This is a genomic window from Candidatus Spyradosoma sp. SGI.093, from assembly GCF_050314555.1.
GTDB lineage: Bacteria > Verrucomicrobiota > Verrucomicrobiia > Opitutales > UBA953 > Spyradosoma.
The window spans coordinates 157,738-177,953 of the sequence record NZ_JBNPNH010000001.1; the positions used below are offsets into that span (position 1 = coordinate 157,738).

At 64.3% G+C, this 20,216-nt stretch carries 14 protein-coding genes and 1 pseudogene; 5 read left to right on the plus strand and 10 right to left on the minus strand.

Annotated features, from left to right (window positions below):
- Window positions 1-67: 67 nt before the first annotated feature.
- From ACQREB_RS00645 to ACQREB_RS00670, 6 genes and pseudogenes are all read right to left on the minus strand, one after another.
- Window positions 68-1,162 carry a hypothetical protein gene (locus ACQREB_RS00645; protein ID WP_427764066.1) on the minus strand — a complete coding sequence of 365 codons (1,095 nt, stop codon included), beginning with the start codon at window positions 1,160-1,162 and terminating at the stop codon, window positions 68-70.
- Window positions 1,163-1,671: 509 nt separating this feature from the next.
- Window positions 1,672-3,843, minus strand: a complete 2,172-nt coding sequence (gene scpA / locus ACQREB_RS00650; protein ID WP_427764069.1) for a methylmalonyl-CoA mutase — start codon at window positions 3,841-3,843, stop codon at window positions 1,672-1,674.
- 32 nt (window positions 3,844-3,875) lie between these two features.
- A complete protein-coding gene (locus ACQREB_RS00655; protein WP_427764071.1) occupies window positions 3,876-5,771 on the minus strand; it encodes a methylmalonyl-CoA mutase family protein in 1,896 nt (631 codons plus the stop codon).
- Window positions 5,772-5,864: 93 nt separating this feature from the next.
- Window positions 5,865-6,269 carry a methylmalonyl-CoA epimerase gene (gene mce / locus ACQREB_RS00660; RefSeq protein ID WP_427764074.1) on the minus strand — a complete coding sequence of 135 codons (405 nt, stop codon included), beginning with the start codon at window positions 6,267-6,269 and terminating at the stop codon, window positions 5,865-5,867.
- Between the two features lie 95 nt (window positions 6,270-6,364).
- On the minus strand, window positions 6,365-7,372 hold the full coding sequence (gene meaB, locus ACQREB_RS00665) for a methylmalonyl Co-A mutase-associated GTPase MeaB (protein WP_427764076.1): 1,008 nt from the start codon (window positions 7,370-7,372) through the stop codon (window positions 6,365-6,367).
- A 206-nt stretch (window positions 7,373-7,578) separates the two neighbouring features.
- Window positions 7,579-9,228: pseudogene (locus ACQREB_RS00670) on the minus strand (AMP-binding protein); the annotation flags it as partial.
- A 211-nt stretch (window positions 9,229-9,439) separates the two neighbouring features.
- Here ACQREB_RS00670 and fabV point away from each other — a divergent pair.
- Window positions 9,440-10,633, plus strand: a complete 1,194-nt coding sequence (gene fabV, locus ACQREB_RS00675) for an enoyl-ACP reductase FabV (protein ID WP_427764079.1) — start codon at window positions 9,440-9,442, stop codon at window positions 10,631-10,633.
- A 30-nt stretch (window positions 10,634-10,663) separates the two neighbouring features.
- Window positions 10,664-13,060 carry an ATP cone domain-containing protein gene (locus tag ACQREB_RS00680; protein WP_427764081.1) on the plus strand — a complete coding sequence of 799 codons (2,397 nt, stop codon included), beginning with the start codon at window positions 10,664-10,666 and terminating at the stop codon, window positions 13,058-13,060.
- 238 nt (window positions 13,061-13,298) lie between these two features.
- On the opposite strand, the gene ACQREB_RS00685 is transcribed toward ACQREB_RS00680, so the two are convergent.
- The 3 genes from ACQREB_RS00685 to gdhA all read right to left on the minus strand — a co-directional run bounded on the left by ACQREB_RS00685 (window position 13,299) and on the right by gdhA (window position 16,473).
- A complete protein-coding gene (locus ACQREB_RS00685) occupies window positions 13,299-14,222 on the minus strand; it encodes a phosphatidate cytidylyltransferase (protein ID WP_427764082.1) in 924 nt (307 codons plus the stop codon).
- A 39-nt stretch (window positions 14,223-14,261) separates the two neighbouring features.
- The gene (gene uppS, locus ACQREB_RS00690; protein ID WP_427764084.1) at window positions 14,262-15,014 is read right to left on the minus strand and encodes a polyprenyl diphosphate synthase; all 753 of its coding nucleotides are present in this window, start codon (window positions 15,012-15,014) and stop codon (window positions 14,262-14,264) included.
- A gap of 118 nt (window positions 15,015-15,132) precedes the next feature.
- Complete coding sequence (gdhA, locus tag ACQREB_RS00695; RefSeq protein WP_427764087.1) at window positions 15,133-16,473, minus strand: NADP-specific glutamate dehydrogenase; 1,341 nt, start codon at window positions 16,471-16,473, stop codon at window positions 15,133-15,135.
- 138 nt (window positions 16,474-16,611) lie between these two features.
- Here gdhA and ACQREB_RS00700 point away from each other — a divergent pair, with 138 nt between their 5' ends.
- From ACQREB_RS00700 to ACQREB_RS00710, 3 genes are all read left to right on the plus strand, one after another.
- Entirely contained in the window at window positions 16,612-17,577 is a 966-nt protein-coding gene (locus ACQREB_RS00700) for a hypothetical protein (RefSeq protein WP_427764089.1), read from the plus strand.
- Complete coding sequence (locus ACQREB_RS00705) at window positions 17,574-18,320, plus strand: site-2 protease family protein (RefSeq protein ID WP_427764090.1); 747 nt, start codon at window positions 17,574-17,576, stop codon at window positions 18,318-18,320. The genes ACQREB_RS00700 and ACQREB_RS00705 overlap by 4 nt, the downstream gene beginning before the upstream one ends.
- Window positions 18,321-18,441: 121 nt before the next feature.
- Complete coding sequence (locus tag ACQREB_RS00710) at window positions 18,442-19,026, plus strand: hypothetical protein (RefSeq protein WP_427764092.1); 585 nt, start codon at window positions 18,442-18,444, stop codon at window positions 19,024-19,026.
- Window positions 19,027-19,168: 142 nt separating this feature from the next.
- On the opposite strand, the gene ACQREB_RS00715 is transcribed toward ACQREB_RS00710, so the two are convergent.
- Window positions 19,169-20,185 carry an aspartate-semialdehyde dehydrogenase gene (locus ACQREB_RS00715; protein WP_427764094.1) on the minus strand — a complete coding sequence of 339 codons (1,017 nt, stop codon included), beginning with the start codon at window positions 20,183-20,185 and terminating at the stop codon, window positions 19,169-19,171.
- Window positions 20,186-20,216 lie beyond the last annotated feature (31 nt).

Sequence of the window (20,216 nt, forward strand, 5' to 3'; positions counted from 1 at the left end):
AGTTTAGGAGTTGAGAAGTAATTACCTTTTAAACTCCTCAACTCCTCAACTTTTAAACTCTTCCAAGTCAGCGGTAGTGAAACGAAATCGTCGTCGTCTGCTCTTCGCCGAACATTTCGGTCATCTCCGCGCCCCAAGGCTCGTAGGGCGCGCGGGATTCCACGGCGTCGCGGCAGGCGTAGGCGGCGAGCTCGGGCGCGCTCGAATGCACCACTTCCGAGCCCTTCAGCGTGCCGTCCGCGCAGAGCGTGAAGCGCACGACGACCGTGCCGCGCGCGCGCACCGAAGAACGCTCGCAGGCGAGATACCACGCCGCCTGGATCGCTTCGAGCATGCGCTGCGTGTAGTCGCCGAACTCGCTGAACTTCGCGTCGAGCGACACCGCGCCGATTTCGTTCGTGGCGGTGTTGGACTTCATCGTGAGCAGGCGCAGCCCGGCGGGCGGCGCGACGCGCGGGCGCGCTCCCGGATCGGGAACGTCCGCGTCCGCGGCGGGAGCGGCTCGGCGGGCGGGCGGCGCGACGGGCGTTTCGCCCCGGGCGAGCGTTCCCGCGTCGCTCTCGCGCGCATCGACGCCCGCTTCCCCGCGCGGCGCGTCGGGTTCGGCGGAATCGTTCTCGGCGGGAACGTCCCGTGAGGCGTCGTCCTCGCTCCGCGTCGCGGCGACCGGCTCGGCGGGCGCGGCGGAGGCGCGCGTCGTGCGCAGCTCTTCGGGAAGCAGCTCGCGCGGCAGCACGTTTTCGGCGACGGCGACGGAATCCTCGAGCTCGCCGTCGTTTTCGGGGCGGCGGGAACGCGTCGTCGGGTCGGGATTTTCCTGCGCGGCGCGCTGGTCGGCGGCGGCGCGGTTCGGCGTCTCCGCGGGCGACGTCCTTTCGGGCGCGTTCGGGTTGACGGGCACGAAGCGCAGCTCCTTCTTCTTCCGGAATTCCTCGGGCAGGAGGGCCTCGGGGAGATCCACCTTCGCCGCCTCGACGAGCTCGACCGGGCGCGCGGGAACGCGTTCCGGCGCAAGCAGTTCGAGCTCCGGCGCGAGGCGGACGCAGAGCAGATGCGCGACAACCGCGAGCAGCGCGGCGGCGACGAGACGCTTCCGCGGAGCGCGGCGGTAGGCCGCCTCGAAAAGCTCGCGCCAAAGCGCCGTGTCCGCGGAAACGTTCATTGCCGAAGAAAGTTAAATCTTAACTCGAAAAGGGGAAAGCGGAAAATGGCGCGTCCGCGGGAACGCGGAACCGCGAACGGAAATTGACCACGGAAGCTCACGGGAAGCCCCGAAGCGGCGGGCTCCCGGAATCCGCACCGCGCACGAAGTTCTCCCGCAAAGGCGCCAAGACGCGAAGATTTTCGACCGCGAAGTCAAAGGAAGTTAAAGAAAGTTTTTAACCGCGAATTGACGCGAATTTCGACCGGCGTTCCCGTGAAAACCGAGTCATTTCTCCAAAAATCTTTGCGTCTTGGCGTCTTTGCAGGGGAAATTTGTGCGGGAGGATTTCGAGGAAGCGACAAGTAAGCGAAGCGTGGAGCCATGTCGCCTCTCCGCTAAATTTCCGTGTTTTCCGTGGTTAAAACTTTTCGCTTGCCTCGGTATTCGAAACCGCGAGGGAGATGAAAAAAGCGGCGTTCCCGTCGGGAAAGGGACGGGAACGCCGCGCGCGGAAAGGAAGCGAAAAATCAGCCGATGAATTCGAGCATCTTTTTCGCGGCTTCGGGAATGACCGTTCCCGGACCGAAGATCGCCTTGCAGCCGGCGGCGTAGAGGAAATCGTAGTCCTGGGGCGGAATGACGCCGCCGCAGAAGACCTTGATGTCCTCGCGCCCGAGCTTCTTCAGCTCTTCGATGAGCTGCGGCACGAGCGTCTTGTGCCCCGCCGCGAGCGAGGAGACGCCGATGCAGTGCACGTCGTTTTCCGCCGCCTGCTTCGCCGTTTCCGCGGGCGTCTGGAAAAGCGGCCCGATGTCCACGTCGAAGCCGAGGTCGGCGTACGCCGTGGCGACGACCTTCGCGCCGCGGTCGTGGCCGTCCTGGCCCATCTTGGCGATCATGACGCGCGGACGGCGTCCGTTTTCTTCGGCGAATTTGTCCGTGGCGGCGCGGACTTCGGCGACGATGCCGCTTCCGCCGTCGTGGGCGAATTCGGATTGGTAAACTCCGGAAATGGAACGAATCACGGCTTTGTGTCTCCCGTAAACTTTTTCGAGGGCGTAGGAAATTTCGCCGAGCGTGGCGCGCAGGCGCGCGGCGGAGACGGCGAGTTCGAGCAGGTTGCCTTCCTTGGTCTCGGCGCACCTGGTGAGGGCGTCGAGCGCGGTCTGGACGGCGGCTTCGTCGCGCGTGGCGCGAATTTCCTTCAGGCGGGCGATCTGCTCTTCGCGCACGGCGGTGTTGTCCACCTCGAGCGTTTCGAGCGCGTCTTCCTTGGCGAGCTTGTAGCGGTTGACGCCGACGATGGTCTCCTTGCCGGAGTCGATCTGCGCCTGGCGACGCGCGGCCGCCTCTTCGATGCGCATCTTCGGCAGGCCGGTCTCGATCGCCTTCGCCATGCCGCCGAGCTCCTCGACTTCCTGAATGAGCGCCCACGCCTTTTCCATGATGGCTTCGGTGAGGCTTTCGACGTAGTAGGAGCCGCCCCAGGGATCGACCGTGCGGCAGATGCCCGTCTCGCTCTGCAGGAAGAGCTGCGTGTTGCGGGCGATGCGCGCGGAGAAGTCCGTCGGGAGCGCGATCGCCTCGTCGAGCGAGTTCGTGTGGAGCGACTGCGTGTGGCCGAACGCCGCCGCCATCGCCTCGACGCAGGTGCGCGCAACGTTATTGAACGGATCCTGTTCGGTGAGCGACCAGCCGGAAGTCTGCGAGTGCGTGCGCAGCGCGAGCGACTTCGCGTTCTGCGGACCGAACTGCTTCACGATCTTCGCCCAGAGCACGCGCGCGGCGCGCATTTTGGCGATTTCCATGAACATGTTCTTGCCCTGCGCCCAGAAGAAGGAGAGGCGCGGCGCGAACGCGTCCACGGAGAGTCCCGCCTTGACGCCCGTGCGGATGTAGTCGAGCCCGTCCGCGAGCGTGTACGCCATTTCGATGTCGGCGGTCGCGCCCGCTTCCTGCATGTGGTAGCCGGAAATCGAGATCGAGTTGAACTTCGGCATGTACTTCGACGTGTACTCGAAGATGTCGGCGATGATCTTCATCGACGGCGTCGGCGGGTAGATGTAGGTGTTGCGCACCATGAACTCCTTGAGAATGTCGTTCTGAATCGTTCCCGAGAGGAGCTCGGGCTTCACGCCCTGCTCTTCCGCGGCGACGATGTAGAACGCCATGACGGGAAGGACCGCGCCGTTCATCGTCATGGAGACGGAAATCTTGTCGAGCGGAATGCCGTCGAAGAGCGTCTTCATGTCGAGCACGGAATCGACCGCGACGCCCGCCTTGCCGACGTCGCCGACGACGCGCGGGTGGTCGGAGTCGTAGCCTCGGTGCGTCGCCAGGTCGAACGCGACGGAGAGACCCTTCTGCCCGGCGGCGAGATTGCGGCGGTAGAACGCGTTGGATTCCTTCGCGGTGGAGAAGCCCGCGTACTGGCGCACCGTCCACGGGCGCGTGACGTACATCGTCGGGTACGGCCCGCGGAGATTCGGCGCGATGCCGGCGGTGAAGCCGACCTGCTTGCACGCCGCCGCGTCGTCGCTCGTCTGCGCGGGAGCGACTTCGATCTGCTCCATCGTGCGCCAGAGCAGCTCCTTCAGCGGCTTGCCGGTCGCCTTTTCAAGGCTCGCCTGCCATTCCGCCTTCGAACCCGCGGCGGGAACGCTCTTGAAGGGAACTTCGGAAAAATTCGGAATACTCATTGTCTTTCAAAACCTTTCTTTGTCTGCATGGATTAAAGCGCGACGCCGACCCGTTTCAGCAGCGCCTCGTTGACGGCGCGGCAGTTCGCCTTGACGTGGATGAACTCGTCCACGCCCGCCGCCTTGAAGGCTTCGACGAAGTCCGCCGGGTAGCCCGCGAGAACGACGACCGTCTCCGGCTTCGCAGCCTTGATCGCGCGCGTCAGCTCGGGAACGATTTCCGGGTAAGTGTCGTCCGTCGAGCAGATGACGACGATTTCCGCGCCCGAGGCGAGCGCCGCCTCCGCCGCCGCGGGAACGTCCTTGAAGCCCGCGTTGGAGAGGATTTCGAAGCCGCCGACGTCGAAGAATCCCGTCGAGAAGTCCGCGCGCGCCTTGTGCTGGCGGACGGGTCCCATGTTCGCGAGGAAGACCTTCGGGCGCTTCGGCGCCGCCCAGACGGCCTCGCGCATCTTTTCGAAGGGTTCCGCGGCGCGCGTGCGCGGCAGTTTCGGCGCGGAGACGACGGCGGGAACGTCCGCCGCGCAGGCGCAGCCGGATTTTTCGCCGTTCTTCGCGCAGCAGCAGGCGCGTTTTTCGAGCGGTTTTTCGAGCGGATTCGCGTAAAGATTCACGCCGACGAGCGTCATGCGGCGCTGGTCGAGCAGCTTGCGCTTTTCGGCGTCGACCGCCGCGACCGCCGCCTGGGGCGTTCCCGCGAGCACCGCGGCGGCCATGCCGCCCGCCTTTTCGACGTCCTGGAAGAGCGCGTACGCCTTTTCGGCGAGCTGCGCCGTGAGCGATTCCACGTAGGGCGAGCCGCCCGCGGGATCGAGCACCTTGTCGAAGCAGCATTCCTCGCGCAGGATGATGTGGAGATTCTGCGCGATGCGGCGCGAGAAGTCGTCGGGCTTGCGCACGGCGGCGTCGAACGGCGCAATCGAGAGCGAATCGACGCCCGCGAGCACGGCGGCGGTCGCCTCCGTCGTCGAGCGCAGCATGTTCACGTGCACGTCGAGAGAGGACTTGTTCCAGCGCGCCGTCACGGCGTGGACGCACGCCTTGGCGGATTCGTCGTTCCCGCCGCAGGCGCGGACGATCTGCGCCCAGAGCGTCCGCAGCGCGCGAACCTTCGCGAGGGACATGAAGAAGTCTCCGCCCATCGCGAGCGTGAAGCGGATCTTCGAGGCGGCGACGTCGATCGCGAAGCCCGCCTTTTCGAGCGCGCGCAGGTATTCGACCGCCGTCGCGAGCGCGTAGCCGAGCTCCTGAACGGCGTTCGCGCCGGCGTCCGCCCAGATCGCGGCGTCCACGCCGACCGTGCGGAACGCGGGCTGGGAGCGCTTCGTCACGTCCGCCATTTCCGCGTAAAGTTCGTCGAGCGTCTTCGGGAGCGTTCCCGCGCGCAGCAGCGCACCGAGCGGATCGACGGAAATCGCGCCCGCGACGGCGCGGTCGTTCCCGCCGAGCTCCTTGATCGCCTTGCCGACCACGTCATAGACTTTCTTCGGTTCGACGCCGCCGTCGATGAAGAGCGCGAGCTTCGAGAAATCCGCCCCCGCGAGCGCGGTCTTGACCGCCTCGACGGAAAGCTCCTTGAGCCCGCCGTGCGAGCCCGCGGCGCGGAATTTCAGGGAAACGGCGCCCTGCCCGCGCTCGAGCGCGGCGCGCAGACGCGCGTTGAACTTGTCCGCGCAGCCGGCGGCGGTCTCCTGCGCGACCGTCCAGGCGCGCGGCTCGGCGTGAACGCCGCGCGTGTAGGGGAAAAATCCCGGGAACGCCGCGTCGGGCGCGACGCCGTCGTAGATGGGCTCGACGACGATGCCCTCAGGCGTCTTGGTAAAGAGTTTCTTCTCGAACGGCGCGCCCTTGAGCGACTCGACCGCGACGGCCTTCCAGGCCTCGTAGGTCGGCTTTTCGAATTCTTCAAGCGTAAGTTTCTGCTTCATTGCTTTCTGGTTCGTGGGTTCATCGGAAATGCGCGAGAGCGCGGGAACGCGCGCGGAACGAGGCCGCGGAGGCGTTCCCGCGGTTCCGGCGCGTCAGTGCTGACAAAATTCGGTGAGGACGCCGAACGTGGATTTCGGGTGGAGGAAGCCGACCTTCGTGTCGTGGGCTCCGGGAACGGGCGTTTCGTTGATCAGCGCGCAGCCGGCGGCCTTCGCCTGCGCGAGCTGCGCCGCGGCGTCGTTCGTGCAGAACGCGACGTGGTGGATGAGCCCGCGCCCGCCGTTCTTTTCGATCGCCTTGGCGATCGGGCTGTCCGGCGTGGTCGGTTCGAGGAGTTCGATGTGCACGCCGGCGACGTCGAACATGGCGACGCGCACCTTCTGCGAGGGCACTTCTTCGATGTGGGGCTCGCCCAGCCCGAGCGCGTCGCGGTAGTACGGGACGGTGGCTTCGAGGCTCGTGACGGCGATGCCGATATGGTCGATCTGGGTAATCATGGTTTTGAGATCTTTCGTTTGTTTGCGTTGACTGAAAAGGGGAAAAGGAAGTCGAAAAGGTCGAGGATTTGAAAAGGTTCAGGAGTAATTACCTTTTAAACTCCTCCGCTCCTCCACTCCTCGACTTTTTCGTTGAGATTGAGGAGGCGCACCGCGGCGGCGGTCGGCGAGAGCGTTCCCGCGAGCACGGCGTCGCGCGTCTCGTTCCACGCGGCGGCGACGGCGGGCTTCCGCGTGAAGCGCCGCCAGAGCTCCTGCTCCATCAGCCAGCGCATCCAGTCCAGCGCCTGTTCGCGGCGACGCTCTTCGAGCAGCCCGTTGAGCCGCGCCTTCGCAGTGAATTCGCAGATGAGGCTCCAGACTTCGTCGATGCCCGTGCCTTCGAGGCTCGAGCACGCCAGGGCGCGCGGGCGCCACTTCGGCGAGACCGGCGTGATGAAATGCAGCACCTGCTCGAGCTCGGCGCGCGTCGCGAGCGCGCGGGAACGGTTGTCGCCGTCCGCCTTCGTCACGAGCAGCGAGTCCGCGAGCTCCATGATGCCTTTTTTGATGCCCTGCAGCTCGTCGCCCGCGCCCGCGATCGTGATGACGAGAAAGAAGTCCACCATCGAGCGCACGGTCGTTTCGCTCTGCCCGACGCCGACTGTCTCGACGAGCACGACGTCGAAGCCCGCCGCCTCGCACAGCAGAATGCTCTCGCGCGTCTTCCGCGCCACGCCGCCGAGCGCGCAGCCCGAAGGCGACGGACGCACGAAAGCGTTTTCGCGCCGCGAGAGCTCTTCCATGCGCGTCTTGTCGCCGAGAATGCTCCCGCGGGAAATGCTGCTGCTCGGGTCGATCGCGAGCACCGCGACGCGCTTGCCGAGGTCGCACAGGCGGCAGCCGAACGCCTCGATGAACGTGCTTTTGCCGCCGCCGGGAACGCCCGTGACGCCCACGCGGACGGACTTTCCCGCGTGCGGGAGCAGCCCCTGCACGACGGCGTCGGCGAGTTCGCGGTGCTTCGGCGCGTCGCTTTCGACGAGCGTGATCGCGCGCGCGAGCGTGACGCGGTCGCCGCTCAGCACGCCCTCGACGTAATCTTTCGCGCTCGGCATCGCCATGGTCGCTCCGTTCTCCGTCTTCGTTCCCGCGCGCGCCCTCAGACGGCGTGACCGGGCTTGTTCTCGTCCTTGCGCTTCGCCTTCGGAAGCATGTCCGAAATCTTGTCCACGCGGTCGCGGATCTCCTCGAAAGGAATCTTTTCCACGAATTCCTTGGCGCTGTCCTTCAGCGAGTCGGGAACGATCTTGGAGACGAATTCCTGCACTTTTTCGCGAAGCTCGACGCGGCGGATCTTGCCGGAAATCGTCTTCGGGAGCTCTTCGACGAACTCGATGACGCGCGGATATTTGTACGGCGCCGTCTCCTTCTTGACGTGCTCCTGAATGCTGCGCTTGAGCTGCTCGAACTCGTCCTTCTTGTCGCGCCACGCCTGTGCGAGGACGATGGTCGCCTTCACGACCTGCCCGCGGATCGCGTCGGGAACGCCCGTGATCGCGCATTCCAGCACGGCGGGGTGCGACATGACGGCGGACTCGACCTCGAACGGTCCGATGCGGTAGCCGGAGCTCTTGATGACGTCGTCGTTGCGCCCGACGAACCAGAAATATCCGTCCGCGTCGCGCGTCGCCACGTCGCCCGTGTGATAGACGTCGTCGCTGTACACGTTCGCCGTCAGCTCGGGATCGCGGTAGTAGCCCTTGAAGAGCCCGAGCGGCTTTTTGCCGTTCGGCGTGCGGATGACGATTTCGCCCTGCACGCCGGCGGGAACGCTCTTGCCCTCGGCGTCCACGAGATCGACGCAGTAGGCGGGATTCGGCTTGCCCATGGAGCCGGGCTTGGGCGTCATCCACGGCGTCGTCAGAATCGAGCACGTCGTTTCCGTCTGCCCGAAGCCTTCGCGCAGGCGGATGCCGGTGATATTGTAAAATTCCTCATAGACGGACGGATTGAGCGCCTCGCCCGCGATCGTGCACCACTTCAGGCTGGAGATGTCGATGCCGCTCATGTCCTCGTGCAGCATGAAGCGGAAGACCGTCGGCGGCGCGCAGAACGAGGTGATGTGGTATTTGGAAATCATCCGCAGCATGTCGCGCGGCGTGAATTTTTCGTGGTCGTACACGAAGACGCACGCGCCCGCGATCCATTGCCCGTAAAGCTTGCCCCAGACCGCCTTGCCCCAGCCCGTGTCCGCGACGGTGAGGTGCAGGCTGTCTTCCGTCAGATTGTGCCAGAACGAGCCCGTGACGATGTGCCCGAGCGGATACGTGAAGTCGTGGGCGACCATCTTCGGATTGCCCGTCGTTCCCGACGTGAAGTAGAGCAGCGAAATGTCGTCGTTCTCGCTGACGCGGACGCCGTCGAACTCGGGCGCGGCCTCGCAGCCCTTCTTGAAGTCCTCGAAGCCCGCGGGAACAATCGGTCCCGTGGAGACGACGTGCTTCAGCGTCGCGCAGTCCGGCAGCGCGGAGGCGACGCGGTCGAGCACGAGCTTGTCGCCGACGCAGACGATCGCCTTGATGCTCGCCGCGTTGCAGCGGTAAACGATGTCCTTCTTCATCAGCAGGTGCGTCGCGGGAATGCAGACGGCGCCGAGTTTGTGAAGCGCGAGAATGGAAAACCAGAATTCGTAGCGGCGCTTCAGAATGAGCATCACCATGTCGCCCTTGCCGATGCCGAGCGAACGGAAATACGCCGCCGCGCGGTCGCTCCCGCGCTTCATGTCCGCGAAGGTGAAGTCGATGTGCTCTCCCTTGTCGTTCACCCAGCACATGGCGCGCTTTTCCGGGTTCGTGCGCGCCCATTCGTCGACCACGTCGTAGGCGAAATTGAAGTTCTCGGGAACGATGACTTCAAAGTTTCGGCAAAAATCCTCCTGAGAGGAAAATGCGGTCTGTTTCAGGAATTTTTCAAGCATTGTATTTCTCTTTTCTGAGGAAGCGCCGCGGGAACGCTAAATTTTCCCCACGACAGCCCGTCATTGAATCACTCGCCCCCGCCCCGCGCAAGCGCAATCGCCGCTCCGCGCGCTTTCCGAAAAAACTTTCGCGGAGGGAGGCGGCGCGCCCGCGGGAACGCTCGTTTTGGGTTGCGCGGGAACGCCGTTTTTTCTCAAAATCGCGGACACTATGACAAAACAAGTCGTCTCTCCCCGCGTTCGCGGATTCGTTTGCATCACGGCTCATCCGGAAGGCTGCGCCGCCCACATCCGCGAGCAGATCGCTTACGTCAAAAGCCGTCCCGCGATGAAGAACGGACCGAAGAATGTCCTCGTCATCGGCGCCTCCACGGGCTACGGCCTCGCCTCGCGCATTTCCGCCGCGTTCGGCGCGGGCGCGAACACGTTCGGCGTGTATTTCGAACGCCCGAGCGCGAACGGCAAGCCCGCTTCCGCCGGCTGGTACAACACCGCCGCCTTCGAAGCCGAAGCGAAGAAGGCCGGGCTCTACGCCGCCTCGATGAACGGCGACGCGTTCTCCGCCGAAATGAAGGCGCAGGTCGTCGAGCGCCTCAAGAAGGAAATGCCGCAGATCGACCTCGTCGTCTATTCGCTCGCGGCTCCGCGCCGCACCGATCCCGCGACGGGCGAAGTCTACAAATCCGTGCTCAAGACGGTCGGCGAGCCCTTCGTCTCGAAGAACCTCGACACGGACAAGAAGCTCGTCAACGAAGTGACGATCGATCCCGCGAACGACGAAGAGATCAAGGCGACCGTCAAGGTCATGGGCGGCGAAGACTGGAAGCTCTGGATCGAAGCGCTCGAAGCCGCGGGCCTGCTCGCGGACGGCTGCCAGTCCGTGGCGTATTCCTACATCGGGCCCTCGCTGACGTGGCCGATCTACAAGGACGGCTCCATCGGCCAGGCGAAGAAGGACCTCTACGCGAAGGCGAAGGAAATCGACGCGATTCTCAAGCTCAGGCGCGGCCGCGCGTTCGTTTCCGTGAACAAGGCGGTCGTCACGCAGGCGTCCTCGGCGATTCCCGTCGTGCCGCTCTACATTTCCATTCTGTTCAAGGTGATGAAGGCGAAGGGGCTGCACGAAGACTGCATCGAGCAGATTCAGCGCCTCTTCGAAACGCAGATGTACAACGACAACTGCCTCGCCTACGACGAACAGGGCCTCGTCCACATCGACGACTGGGAAATGCGCGACGACGTGCAGAAGGAAGTCTTCGAAATCTGGCCGAAGGTCTCGACGGAAAACCTGCTCGAGCTCACCGATTTCGTCGGCTACCAGGAAGGCTTCCTGAAGCTCTTCGGCTTCGGGCTTCCGGGCGTCGATTACTCGGCGGAAGTCGAGGTCGAAGTCCCGATCGCGTAAAAGAATTCTGCTGTAAATCGGAGACTTCACATGCGCAATCTTTCCGCTGACCGGGGAACGTTCCCGCAGGTGGTCAAGCGCGACGGACGCAAGGTCGAGTGGGACCGTTCCCGCATCGTCCGCGCCGTCCGCGCCGCCCTCGCGAGCGTCTTCTCTCCCGCCAACTGGCACGATCTTCAGAATTTCGGACTCTCCCCCGAGCACGTCCAGGTGGCTGACGACGTCGCCCAATTCGTCGAAAACCGCACGTTCGGCTCGCTCGAAGCGGGCAAGGAACCGTCCGTCGAGGACATTCAGAACACGGTGGAGCAGACGCTGATGGGCTTCGGCGAATTCAAGGCCGCCAAAGCCTACATTCTCTACCGCGCCGAGCGCACGAAGGCGCGCCTGCTCGCGCAGGCCTCCGTGCCGCGTCCGAACGGGCTTCAGGACTACATCGCCGTCGCGAAATACTCGCGCTACCGCAAGGATCTCGGCCGCCGCGAAGTGTGGCCCGAACCGGTCGAGCGCGTGCGCAACATGCATCTGCGCCGCTTCGCGTGGGTGGACCGCCAGCCCGCCCTCTTCGGTGCGGAAACGCCCGCCTTCGCCGACCAGATCAAGTCCGCGTTCAAGGCCGTGGCGGACCGCCGCGTCCTCCCGTCGATGCGCTCGATGCAGTTCGGCGGCATTCCGATCGAAAAGGAGGAGGCGCGCATGTTCAACTGCGCGTTCACCTTCGTCAACCGCATCGAGGCGTTCCGCGAAACGCTGTGGCTGCTGCTCTGCGGCACGGGAACGGGCTTCTCCGTCCAGAAGCGCCACATCGAACAGCTGCCGCCCTTCCCCGAACGCGGCGAAGAGGAGACGCTTCCCGTCATTCACTTCGAGATCGAAGACACCATCAAGGGCTGGGCGGACGCGCTCGACGCGCTCGTCCGCTCCTACCTGACGGGACACCTCGTCGAGTTCAACTATTCGAAGATCCGCTCCAAGGGCACGCCGCTGAAGACTTCCGGCGGCAAGGCGCCGGGCCACGTGCCGCTGCGCCGCGCGCTCGAAAACATCCGGCGCATCCTCGGCGGCGTCTCCGGACGCAGCATGCGCCCGATCGAAGCCTACGACATTCTCATGTTCGCCGCGCGCGCCGTGCTCTCCGGCGGCATCCGCCGCTCGGCGACGATCTGCCTGTTCTCGCCCGACGACGAGGAAATGATGACGGCGAAGACCGGCAACTGGTTCAACGAAAACCAGCAGCGCTCCGCCTCGAACAATTCCGCCGTCATCAACCGCAACACGACGCCGAAGGACGTCTTCCTGCGCCTTTTCGAAAAGCAGAAGGAATACGGCGAACCCGGCTTCTACTTCGTCGAGAACGAGGACTACGGCGCGAATCCCTGCGTCGAAATCGGGCTCGCGCCGTTCGCGGACATCCGCGACCAGGCGGACGTCGACCGCCTCCGCGAGCTCGGCTACGAAGGCGAGCTCAAGATCGGCGACCGCGTGTTCGGCTGGCAGATGTGCAACCTCACCACGATCAACGCGGCGGCGTGCGCCACGGCGGAAGACTTCTACGAATCCTGCCGCAACGCGGCGTTCATCGGCACCCTGCAGGCGTCCTACACGAAGATGCCCTACCTCGGTCCCGTCACGCAGTTCATCAACGAGCGCGAATCCCTGCTCGGCGTCTCCATCACGGGCATTCTCGACAATCCGAAGATCATGCTCGATCCGGAAACGCTGCGCCGCGGCGCGCAGGTCGTCAAGGACGAGAACGAGCGCGTCGCGAACATCATCGGCATCGCGCCCGCCGCGCGCGCGACCTGCGTCAAGCCCGAAGGCACCGCCTCGCTACTCCTCGGCACCGCTTCCGGCATCCACCCGCACCACGCGAAACGCTACTTCCGCCGCGTGCAGGCGAACCGCCAGGAACCGGTGTACAAGTTCTTCCACGACATCAACCCGCAGATGACCGAGCCGAGCGTTTACGCGCCCGCCACGGACGACGTCATCACGTTCCCGATTCAGGCGCGCCCGGGCGCCATCGTCCGCGACGACGTCAAGGCGATCGAGTTCCTCGGCTACGTCAAGCTCGTCCAGCAGAACTGGGTCTGCGAAGGCCGCCGCCACGAAAAATACAATCCGGGGCTCTTCCACAACGTCTCCAACACCGTCGTCGTGCGCGAGAACGAGTGGGATTCCGTCTCCGAATTCATCTGGGACAACCGGAAATTCTTCACCGGCGTCTCGCTGATTCAGTACCTCGGCGACAAGGTCTATCCGCAGGCGCCGAACGAAGCCGTCGCCGACGAAGCCGACCTGATGCGCTGGGAAGCCCTCGCGTATCATCCGGTGGACTACACGCTGATGCGCGAAGACACGGACAACACCAACCTCCAGGGCGAGGCCGCCTGCGCCGGCGGGCACTGCGAAATCGTCCGCACCTGACGCGGGAACGCCCTTCCCGCCCGCAAAAAAAACTCCCGAAGCGCTTCCGCGTTCCGGGAGTTTTTTTTGCGGAAGAGGTGATGGAAGTGACGGAGTTGTGGAGGTTATGAGGTTATGAAGGTTATGAGGTTATGGAAGTTCTTTGCGCTCGGCTTCGCCGAAAGGATTTCGAAAATCTTTTTCGCGAAGCGAACGCAATCAACCTTCATAACCTCATAACCTCCTCCGCACTCCGCGCTCAGAGAATCACGAACTTCACCATGCAGTAGCCGACGGGCGCGACGAGGACGAGGCTGTCGAGCAGATCCAGCGCGCCGCCCATGCCCGGAATCGTCGCGCCGGAATCCTTTTCGCCCGCCTGCCGCTTGACGACGCTCTCGATGAGGTCGGAGACGACGCTCGTCAGCGCGAACGGAACCGCGCAGAGCGCTCCCGCGAGCGGCGAGAAGAAGAACGTCTCCGGCAGCACGATTTTTCCCGCGGGCGCGAGCGCGTCGCCGGAAGCGAGGTTCCACGCGCCGCAGGCGTTCAGCGCCCAGACGGTCAGCGCGCCGACGAGCATCGAACAGAGCACGCCGCCCGCGACGCCTTCCCAGGTCTTGCCCGCGGAAACGTTCGGCGCGAGCTTGTGCCGCCCGAAGAACTTGCCGCCGAGCAGCCCGCCGACGTCCGTGAATTTCGTCGAAAGCAGCACCCAGAGGCAGAAAAGCACGCCGTTCATTTCGTCCGCGAACTGCCCGACGAGCAGCGCGAAAAATCCGACCATGAACGGCAGGTAAAGCAGCCCGAGCCCCGTCGAAAGCGGCGCGACGAACGCGGGAAGCCGCCACGCCGCGTCGCGGTGCAGACGTAGCACGGCGTAAACGCTGAACGCGAGAACCGCCGCCGCGGGAACGAGCATCGCGATCTCCGTGCCCGACGTCACTTCGCCGCGGGAGGCGCCGAAATAGACCACGGGAACGAAGCACGCGCCCGCGACGAGCCCGACGAGACGGCGCGGCTTCCCGCCGAAACTCGGCTTCGCCGCGAGGCAGTAGAACTCGTGAAGCGCCAGCGTCGTAACGAGCGCCGCGAGACCGATCACGCCGTAGACGCGCCCGAAATAAACGGCGCAGAAAAGAACGGCGAGGAGAAAGAACGTGCTGAAGGTGCGTTTGAGCATGGTGAGATTTTCTGAGGATGAGGTTCGGAGGAAAAGGAGTCAGGAACTTGGTCCGGATTCGGCGCGGATCTGCGACGAAGTCTTGCCGAAGCGGCGTTCCCGCGACGCGTAAAAGGCGAGCGCATCGCGCAGCTCGGCCTCGCCGAAGTCCGGCCAAGGAACGTCCGTGAAATAAAGTTCCGCGTAGGCGCTTTGGAGCATCAGAAAATTGCTGAGCCGCGATTCGCCCGACGTGCGCACGACGAGATCGGGATCGGGGACGCCCGCCGTCCACAGGTAGCCGGAAAAGCGCTCCCAGTCGAGCGGCGTTCCCGCGGCGACGCGCCCGAGGCGCACGTCCTCGGCGTATCTTTCCGCGGCACGGAGCGTTTCCGCGCGCGACCCGTAATTGAGCGCGACGACGACCGTGCGCGCCGAAAACTTTTCGGTCTTCGCCTTGACGGCGGCGATCGCGTCGCGCACGTCCTGCGGGAACGGAGAAAGATCGCCGAGCGTTTCGAGACGGATCTCGTTCTTGAGAAAAACGGCCTCCTGCTCGTCGAGGAACCGCAGCATGATCGCCATCAGCGCGCGGATCTCCTCCGGCGGGCGGCGCCAGTTCTCCGACGAGAACGCGTAGAGCGTCACGTACTCGACGCCGGCGCGAAACGCGTTTTCGACGGTGCGGACGACGGCCCGCGTCCCCGCGAGATGCCCCTCGGCGCGCGCCAGCCCGCGCGCTTCCGCCCATCTGCCGTTGCCGTCCATGATGAACGCGACGTGGCGCGGAATTTTATTTGGGGGTAAATTCATAACTGCGCCATGAAACCCCGAAAGCCCCGCTCTGGCAATTTGAAAAGTGCCCGCGAGACAAAAAAACGCGTCCCCGCGGAGGCGGGAACGCGCTTCTTTCGTGAGCTTCGGAACGGACTCAGCAGACGCCCTGCGAGAGCATCGCGTCGGCGACCTTGACGAAGCCCGCGACGTTCGCGCCGCGCACGTAGTCGACGGAGCCGTCGGCGTTCTTGCCGTACTTCACGCACGCTTCGTGGATGTCCTGCATGATCTTGAGCAGGCGCGCGTCCACTTCTTCGCGCGTCCAGGAAAGGCGCAGCGAGTTCTGCGACATTTCGAGACCGGAGGTCGCGACGCCGCCCGCGTTGGACGCCTTGCCCGGCGCGTAGAGGATGCCGGCCTTCTGGAAGGCTTCGATCGCTTCCGGCGTCGAGGGCATGTTCGCGCCTTCGGCGACGCAGATCACGCCGTTCTTGAGGAGCGTCTTCGCTTCCGCGCCGTTGAGCTCGTTCTGCGTCGCGCACGGAAGCGCGATGTCGCACTTGACGGACCACGGGCGCTTGCCTTCGAGGTATTCGAAGCCGAACTTCTTGGCGGCTTCGGCGATGCGGCCGCGCTTCACGTTCTTCAGATCCATGATCCACGCGAGCTGCTTCTTCGTGATGCCGTCCTTGGCGACGATCGTGCCGTTGGAGTCCGAGAGCGTCAGCACCGTCGCGCCGAGCTCAAGGCACTTTTCCGCCGCGTACTGCGCGACGTTGCCGGAACCGGAGATCGTGACCTTCTTGCCTTCGAAGGAATCGCCGCGCGTCGCGAGCATTTCGCGCGCGAAGTAAACCGTGCCGTAGCCGGTCGCTTCGGGGCGGATCAGCGAGCCGCCGTAGGAAAGGGGCTTGCCGGTGAGGACGCCTTCGAACTGCTTCGTGATCTTCTTGTACATGCCGAAGAGGTAGCCGATTTCGCGGCCGCCCACGCCGATGTCGCCCGCGGGAACGTCCGCGTCGGCGCCGATGTGGCGATAGAGCTCCGTCATGAACGACTGGCAGAAGCGCATGACTTCATTGTCGCTCTTGCCCTTCGGGTCGAAGTCGGAACCGCCCTTGCCGCCGCCCATGGGGAGCGTCGTGAGCGAATTTTTGAAGACCTGTTCGAACGCGAGGAATTTGAGAATGCTCAAATTCACGGACGGGTGAAAACGCAGACCGCCCTTGTAGGGCCCGATCGCGTTGTTCATCTGAATGCGGAAACCGCGATTCACGCGAACGTTGCCTTTGTCGTCCACCCAGGGAACGCGGAACATGATCACGCGTTCCGGCTCGACCATGCGTTCGAGAACGGCGGCTTTGGCGTATTTGGGATTTTTTTTGAGGAAGTCTTTCAGCGAGTGAAGAACTTCGGCGACCGCCTGATGAAACTCGGGCTGGTCGGGATCTCGTGCAATCACGGATTGCATCACGGAGTCGATGATATCGGCCATTGATTTGATTGTATTGAATTTAAGTGCTGCCGAGGCGGGAAAGGATTTTCGCCGTCAGCGAAAAGGAATTATTTTACTTTGCCCTTTGCGCTTCAATAAAAAATTTCGTTCCCGTATAATTTCGGAAATTTTTTCGCGATGCCCGCCTTCCCGCAGACGCAAAAGACGCTCGCCGCCGCCGCGGCGCTCGCCGCCGCGCTCTTCCCCGCGACGGAAGCCGCGACGTGCCCCGACGCGGGAACGCCGGACGCGACCGCCGAAGCCGTCCGCGCCGCCGAGCGGAAGACGCGCGACGCGGAGCTGCTCGAAATCGTCCGCGCGCAGCGGGAGACCCTCGCGGAAATCCGCGACGCGAAGCTCTCCGACCTCGAGCGTTCCCGCCGCCTCGCGGCCGTCGCCTCGCGCTACGAAAACTTCCTCGCGCGATTTCCCGACGACGCGCGCGCGCTCGTGCTCTGCGCGAAATTTCTGCGCGACGGCGGCGAGGACGACGCCGCGCGGGAACGCCTCGAAAAAGCGGAAAAACTCCGCCCGGACTGGGCCGTCGTCCGCCAGCAGCTCGGCGCGATCGCCGCGGAGCGGGGAGACTTCGCCGAGGCCGCGCGGCGTCTGCGCGAAGCCGTCGAACTCGAGCCCGGAACGGCGGAATACCAAACGCAGCTCGGCGAAATCCTGCGCGTCTTTCGCGCGGAACTCCTCGCCGCGGGCGTCTTCGCCGACGCGGGAACGCTCGACGCGGCGATGCAGAACGCCTTCCGCGCCGCGCGCGCGCTCCGCCCCGGCGCGCTCGACGAGGCCGTCCGCTACGCCGAATCCTTTTACGACGTCGCCGAGCCCGACTTCGCCGCCGCGCTCGACGCGTGGACGCTCGCGAAAAATCTCGCGGCGGCGGCCCCCGAACTCGGCGCCGCCGATTCCGACGCACGAAAATTCGTCGCGGAAACGCTTGAACTGCATCGCGCGCGCGCGTTCGCGGAGCTCGGGCGCTTCGCCGAGGCGGAAAAAATCCTCCGCGCCGGCGCCGATCCGCGCCTCAAACGTTCCCGCGGACGCGTGCGCGAAATCCTTTCCGAAAAAACGAAAAACGTATCCGAAAAACCATGACGCATTCCTTCGACCTTTTCGCGGGCATCGCCTACCTTGAAAATCTGCGCCAGTCGGCGCTGCTCTTCATCGCGCTGCTCATCTCGATCTCGCTCCACGAATTCGGACACGCGTGGATGGCGGACAAATGCGGCGACCCGCTCCCGCGGCGGCTCGGACGCGTCACGCTGAACCCGCTCGCGCACGCGGACCGCTTCGGCACGCTGATTCTGCCGGGGCTGATGATCTTCGTTCCCGCCCTGCTCGGCGGCGCGCCCGGCATCATCTTCGGCTGGGGAAAGCCCGTCATGATTTCGCTCCCGAACCCGAAGACGCGCAAGCGCGACGACGTGCTCACGACGCTCGCCGGCCCCGCGATGAACCTGCTGCTCGCGATTCTCGGCGCCGCGCTGCTGGGCGTCTCCGCGGGGCTTTTCGGCGCGGGAACGCAGGACGCGATCGCGCCGCACGTCAGATTCTTTTCGCTCTTCCTGCAGCTCAATCTCGCGCTGATGCTCTTCAATCTCATTCCGGTTCCGCCGCTGGACGGTTCCCGCCTGCTCTTCAACACGGTGAAGATGAGCCAGGACGTCTTCGACAAGATCTCCCGCAACGCGTGGTGGATTCTGCTCGCGCTGATTCTGCTGCCTTCGCCGGGCAACTCGTTTCTGCAGATCGTGCTCGGGCCGATCTTCGGCGCTCTCGCGAAGCCGCTTCTTCTGCTCGCGCAGGCGCTGGAATCGCTCGTTCTCGCGCTCCGCTGAACTCCCTTCCGGACGCGGACCGGCGGGGATTGCGGAAGACGTTCCCGCGAAAGCGGCCGAACGCCCGTCCCGATTTTTCCGCTTTAAGCCCGAAAAATTTCGTCCTAAAATTTTCTTTCTTATGAAAAAATCAACCGTCTACACTTTAATCGCCGCCGTCCTTCTCGGGGCGCTGGCGATTTATTTCGCGCTCGAAATGCGCGCCGTCGCCGCCGAAAGCGAACAGAAGCAGGCCGTCGTCGAAAAGCTCCGCGCGGAAAACCGCGAGGTCTTCACGCTCAAGGAACGCATCGCGGCGCTCGAAAAGCTCAACGCCGAATCCGTCGAGGACAGCAAGAAGCTCCTCGAAGAGAACGACTCGCTCAAGAACGTCATCGCCGTCAAGGACAACGATCTGGCGAAGATGAAGCTCTTTTCCGACGACGCCGCGAAGCAGCGCCTCGAAGCGCTCGAGGCGCGTTCCCGCGCGGAAGCCGCGCTCGCCGAGGAAAAGGCGCGCGCCGAAAAGCTGCTCGCCGAAATCGAGGCCTCGAAACTGCGCGCCGACGAGCTCAACGGCGAAATCGTCCGCCTGCGCGAACTTTCCCGCGAAGCCGACGCCCTCGTCGCCGCGAAGAACGTCGAGCTCGAAGAGCTCAAGGGCGACCTCGCGGCGTTCGAAGCCGAACTCGCCGCCTCCCGCGAAATCATCAAAGAACTGCAGTAAGCGCGACGCCGCGCTTCGAACCGATCCCGCGGAACTCTCCGCGGGATTTTTCGCGCCGTCCTTTCCGGCGTTCCCGCATAAAAAAAACGCGCGGCGCTCCCCGGGCGGGAACGCCGCGCGCCTGCGGACCGCGCGGGAGGGCTTACTTCTTCAGCAGGCCCTGTCGGTCCATTTCTTCGGCGATCTGAATCGCGTTGAGCGCCGCGCCCTTCCAGAGCTGGTCGCCGCAGACCCAGAGCGCGAGACCGTTCTCGAACGCCGTGTTTTTGCGGATGCGGCCCACGCCGCATTTCACCTTGTTCTGGTAGTCGAGCGGCATCGGGTAAATCTTGTTCGCGGGATCGTCGCGGACTTCCGCGCCGGAGAATTCGGCGATCGCCTTGCGCGCCGCCTCGACGTCCACGGGCTTTTCGAATTCCGCGTCGATCGAAATCGAGTGCGCGCGGAACACGGGAACGCGCACGCAGGTGCAGGTGCAGACGAGGCTCGGCAGCTCCATGATCTTGCGGCCTTCGTTGAGCATCTTCATCTCCTCCTTCGTGTAGCCGTCCTCGAGGAACACGTCCACGTGCGGGAGCACGTTGAACGCGATCTGATACGGATAGACGGAGTGCTCGATCGGCTCGTTCGACGCCCACGCGACGACCTGCTTCTTCAGCTCTTCCATCGCCGCCGCGCCCGTGCCGGAAACGGCCTGATACGTCGAGGCGAAGAAGCGCTTCAGCCCGAACGCCTTGTGCAGCGGGTAAAGCCCCATGAGCGCGATCGCCGTCGAGCAGTTCGGATTCGCGATGATGCCCTTGTGGTTCTTCAGCGCGTGCGCGTTGATTTCGGGAACGACGAGCGGAACGTCGGGATCCATGCGGAACGCAGAGCTGTTGTCGATGACGACGCAGCCGCGCTTCGCCGCCTCGTGCGCGAGCGCCTTCGAGACGCTCCCGCCCGCGGAAAAGATCGCGAAGTCGAGCCCGTCGAACGCTTCCGGAACCGCCTCGCGGATCGTCCACGTCCTGCCGCCGAAATCGACCGTCTTGCCCGCGCTGCGCTTCGACGCGAGCGGACGCAGCTCCGCCACGGGGAAGTTTCTCGACGCGAGCAGCGAAAGAATTTCTTGCCCGACCGCGCCCGTCACACCTACGATACCGACTTTGTATGTCATATGATTTTGCCTTCTGCTGAGAAAAATTCTG

Coding starts and splice junctions, on each gene's coding strand:
- ACQREB_RS00645 (WP_427764066.1), bottom strand. CDS start 1,162: ATGAACGTTTCCGCGGACACGGCGCTTTGGCGCGAGCTTTTCGAGGCG.
- scpA (WP_427764069.1), bottom strand. CDS start 3,843: ATGAGTATTCCGAATTTTTCCGAAGTTCCCTTCAAGAGCGTTCCCGCC.
- ACQREB_RS00655 (WP_427764071.1), bottom strand. CDS start 5,771: ATGAAGCAGAAACTTACGCTTGAAGAATTCGAAAAGCCGACCTACGAG.
- mce (WP_427764074.1), bottom strand. CDS start 6,269: ATGATTACCCAGATCGACCATATCGGCATCGCCGTCACGAGCCTCGAA.
- meaB (WP_427764076.1), bottom strand. CDS start 7,372: ATGGCGATGCCGAGCGCGAAAGATTACGTCGAGGGCGTGCTGAGCGGC.
- fabV (WP_427764079.1), top strand. CDS start 9,440: ATGACAAAACAAGTCGTCTCTCCCCGCGTTCGCGGATTCGTTTGCATC.
- ACQREB_RS00680 (WP_427764081.1), top strand. CDS start 10,664: ATGCGCAATCTTTCCGCTGACCGGGGAACGTTCCCGCAGGTGGTCAAG.
- ACQREB_RS00685 (WP_427764082.1), bottom strand. CDS start 14,222: ATGCTCAAACGCACCTTCAGCACGTTCTTTCTCCTCGCCGTTCTTTTC.
- uppS (WP_427764084.1), bottom strand. CDS start 15,014: ATGAATTTACCCCCAAATAAAATTCCGCGCCACGTCGCGTTCATCATG.
- gdhA (WP_427764087.1), bottom strand. CDS start 16,473: ATGGCCGATATCATCGACTCCGTGATGCAATCCGTGATTGCACGAGAT.
- ACQREB_RS00700 (WP_427764089.1), top strand. CDS start 16,612: ATGCCCGCCTTCCCGCAGACGCAAAAGACGCTCGCCGCCGCCGCGGCG.
- ACQREB_RS00705 (WP_427764090.1), top strand. CDS start 17,574: ATGACGCATTCCTTCGACCTTTTCGCGGGCATCGCCTACCTTGAAAAT.
- ACQREB_RS00710 (WP_427764092.1), top strand. CDS start 18,442: ATGAAAAAATCAACCGTCTACACTTTAATCGCCGCCGTCCTTCTCGGG.
- ACQREB_RS00715 (WP_427764094.1), bottom strand. CDS start 20,185: ATGACATACAAAGTCGGTATCGTAGGTGTGACGGGCGCGGTCGGGCAA.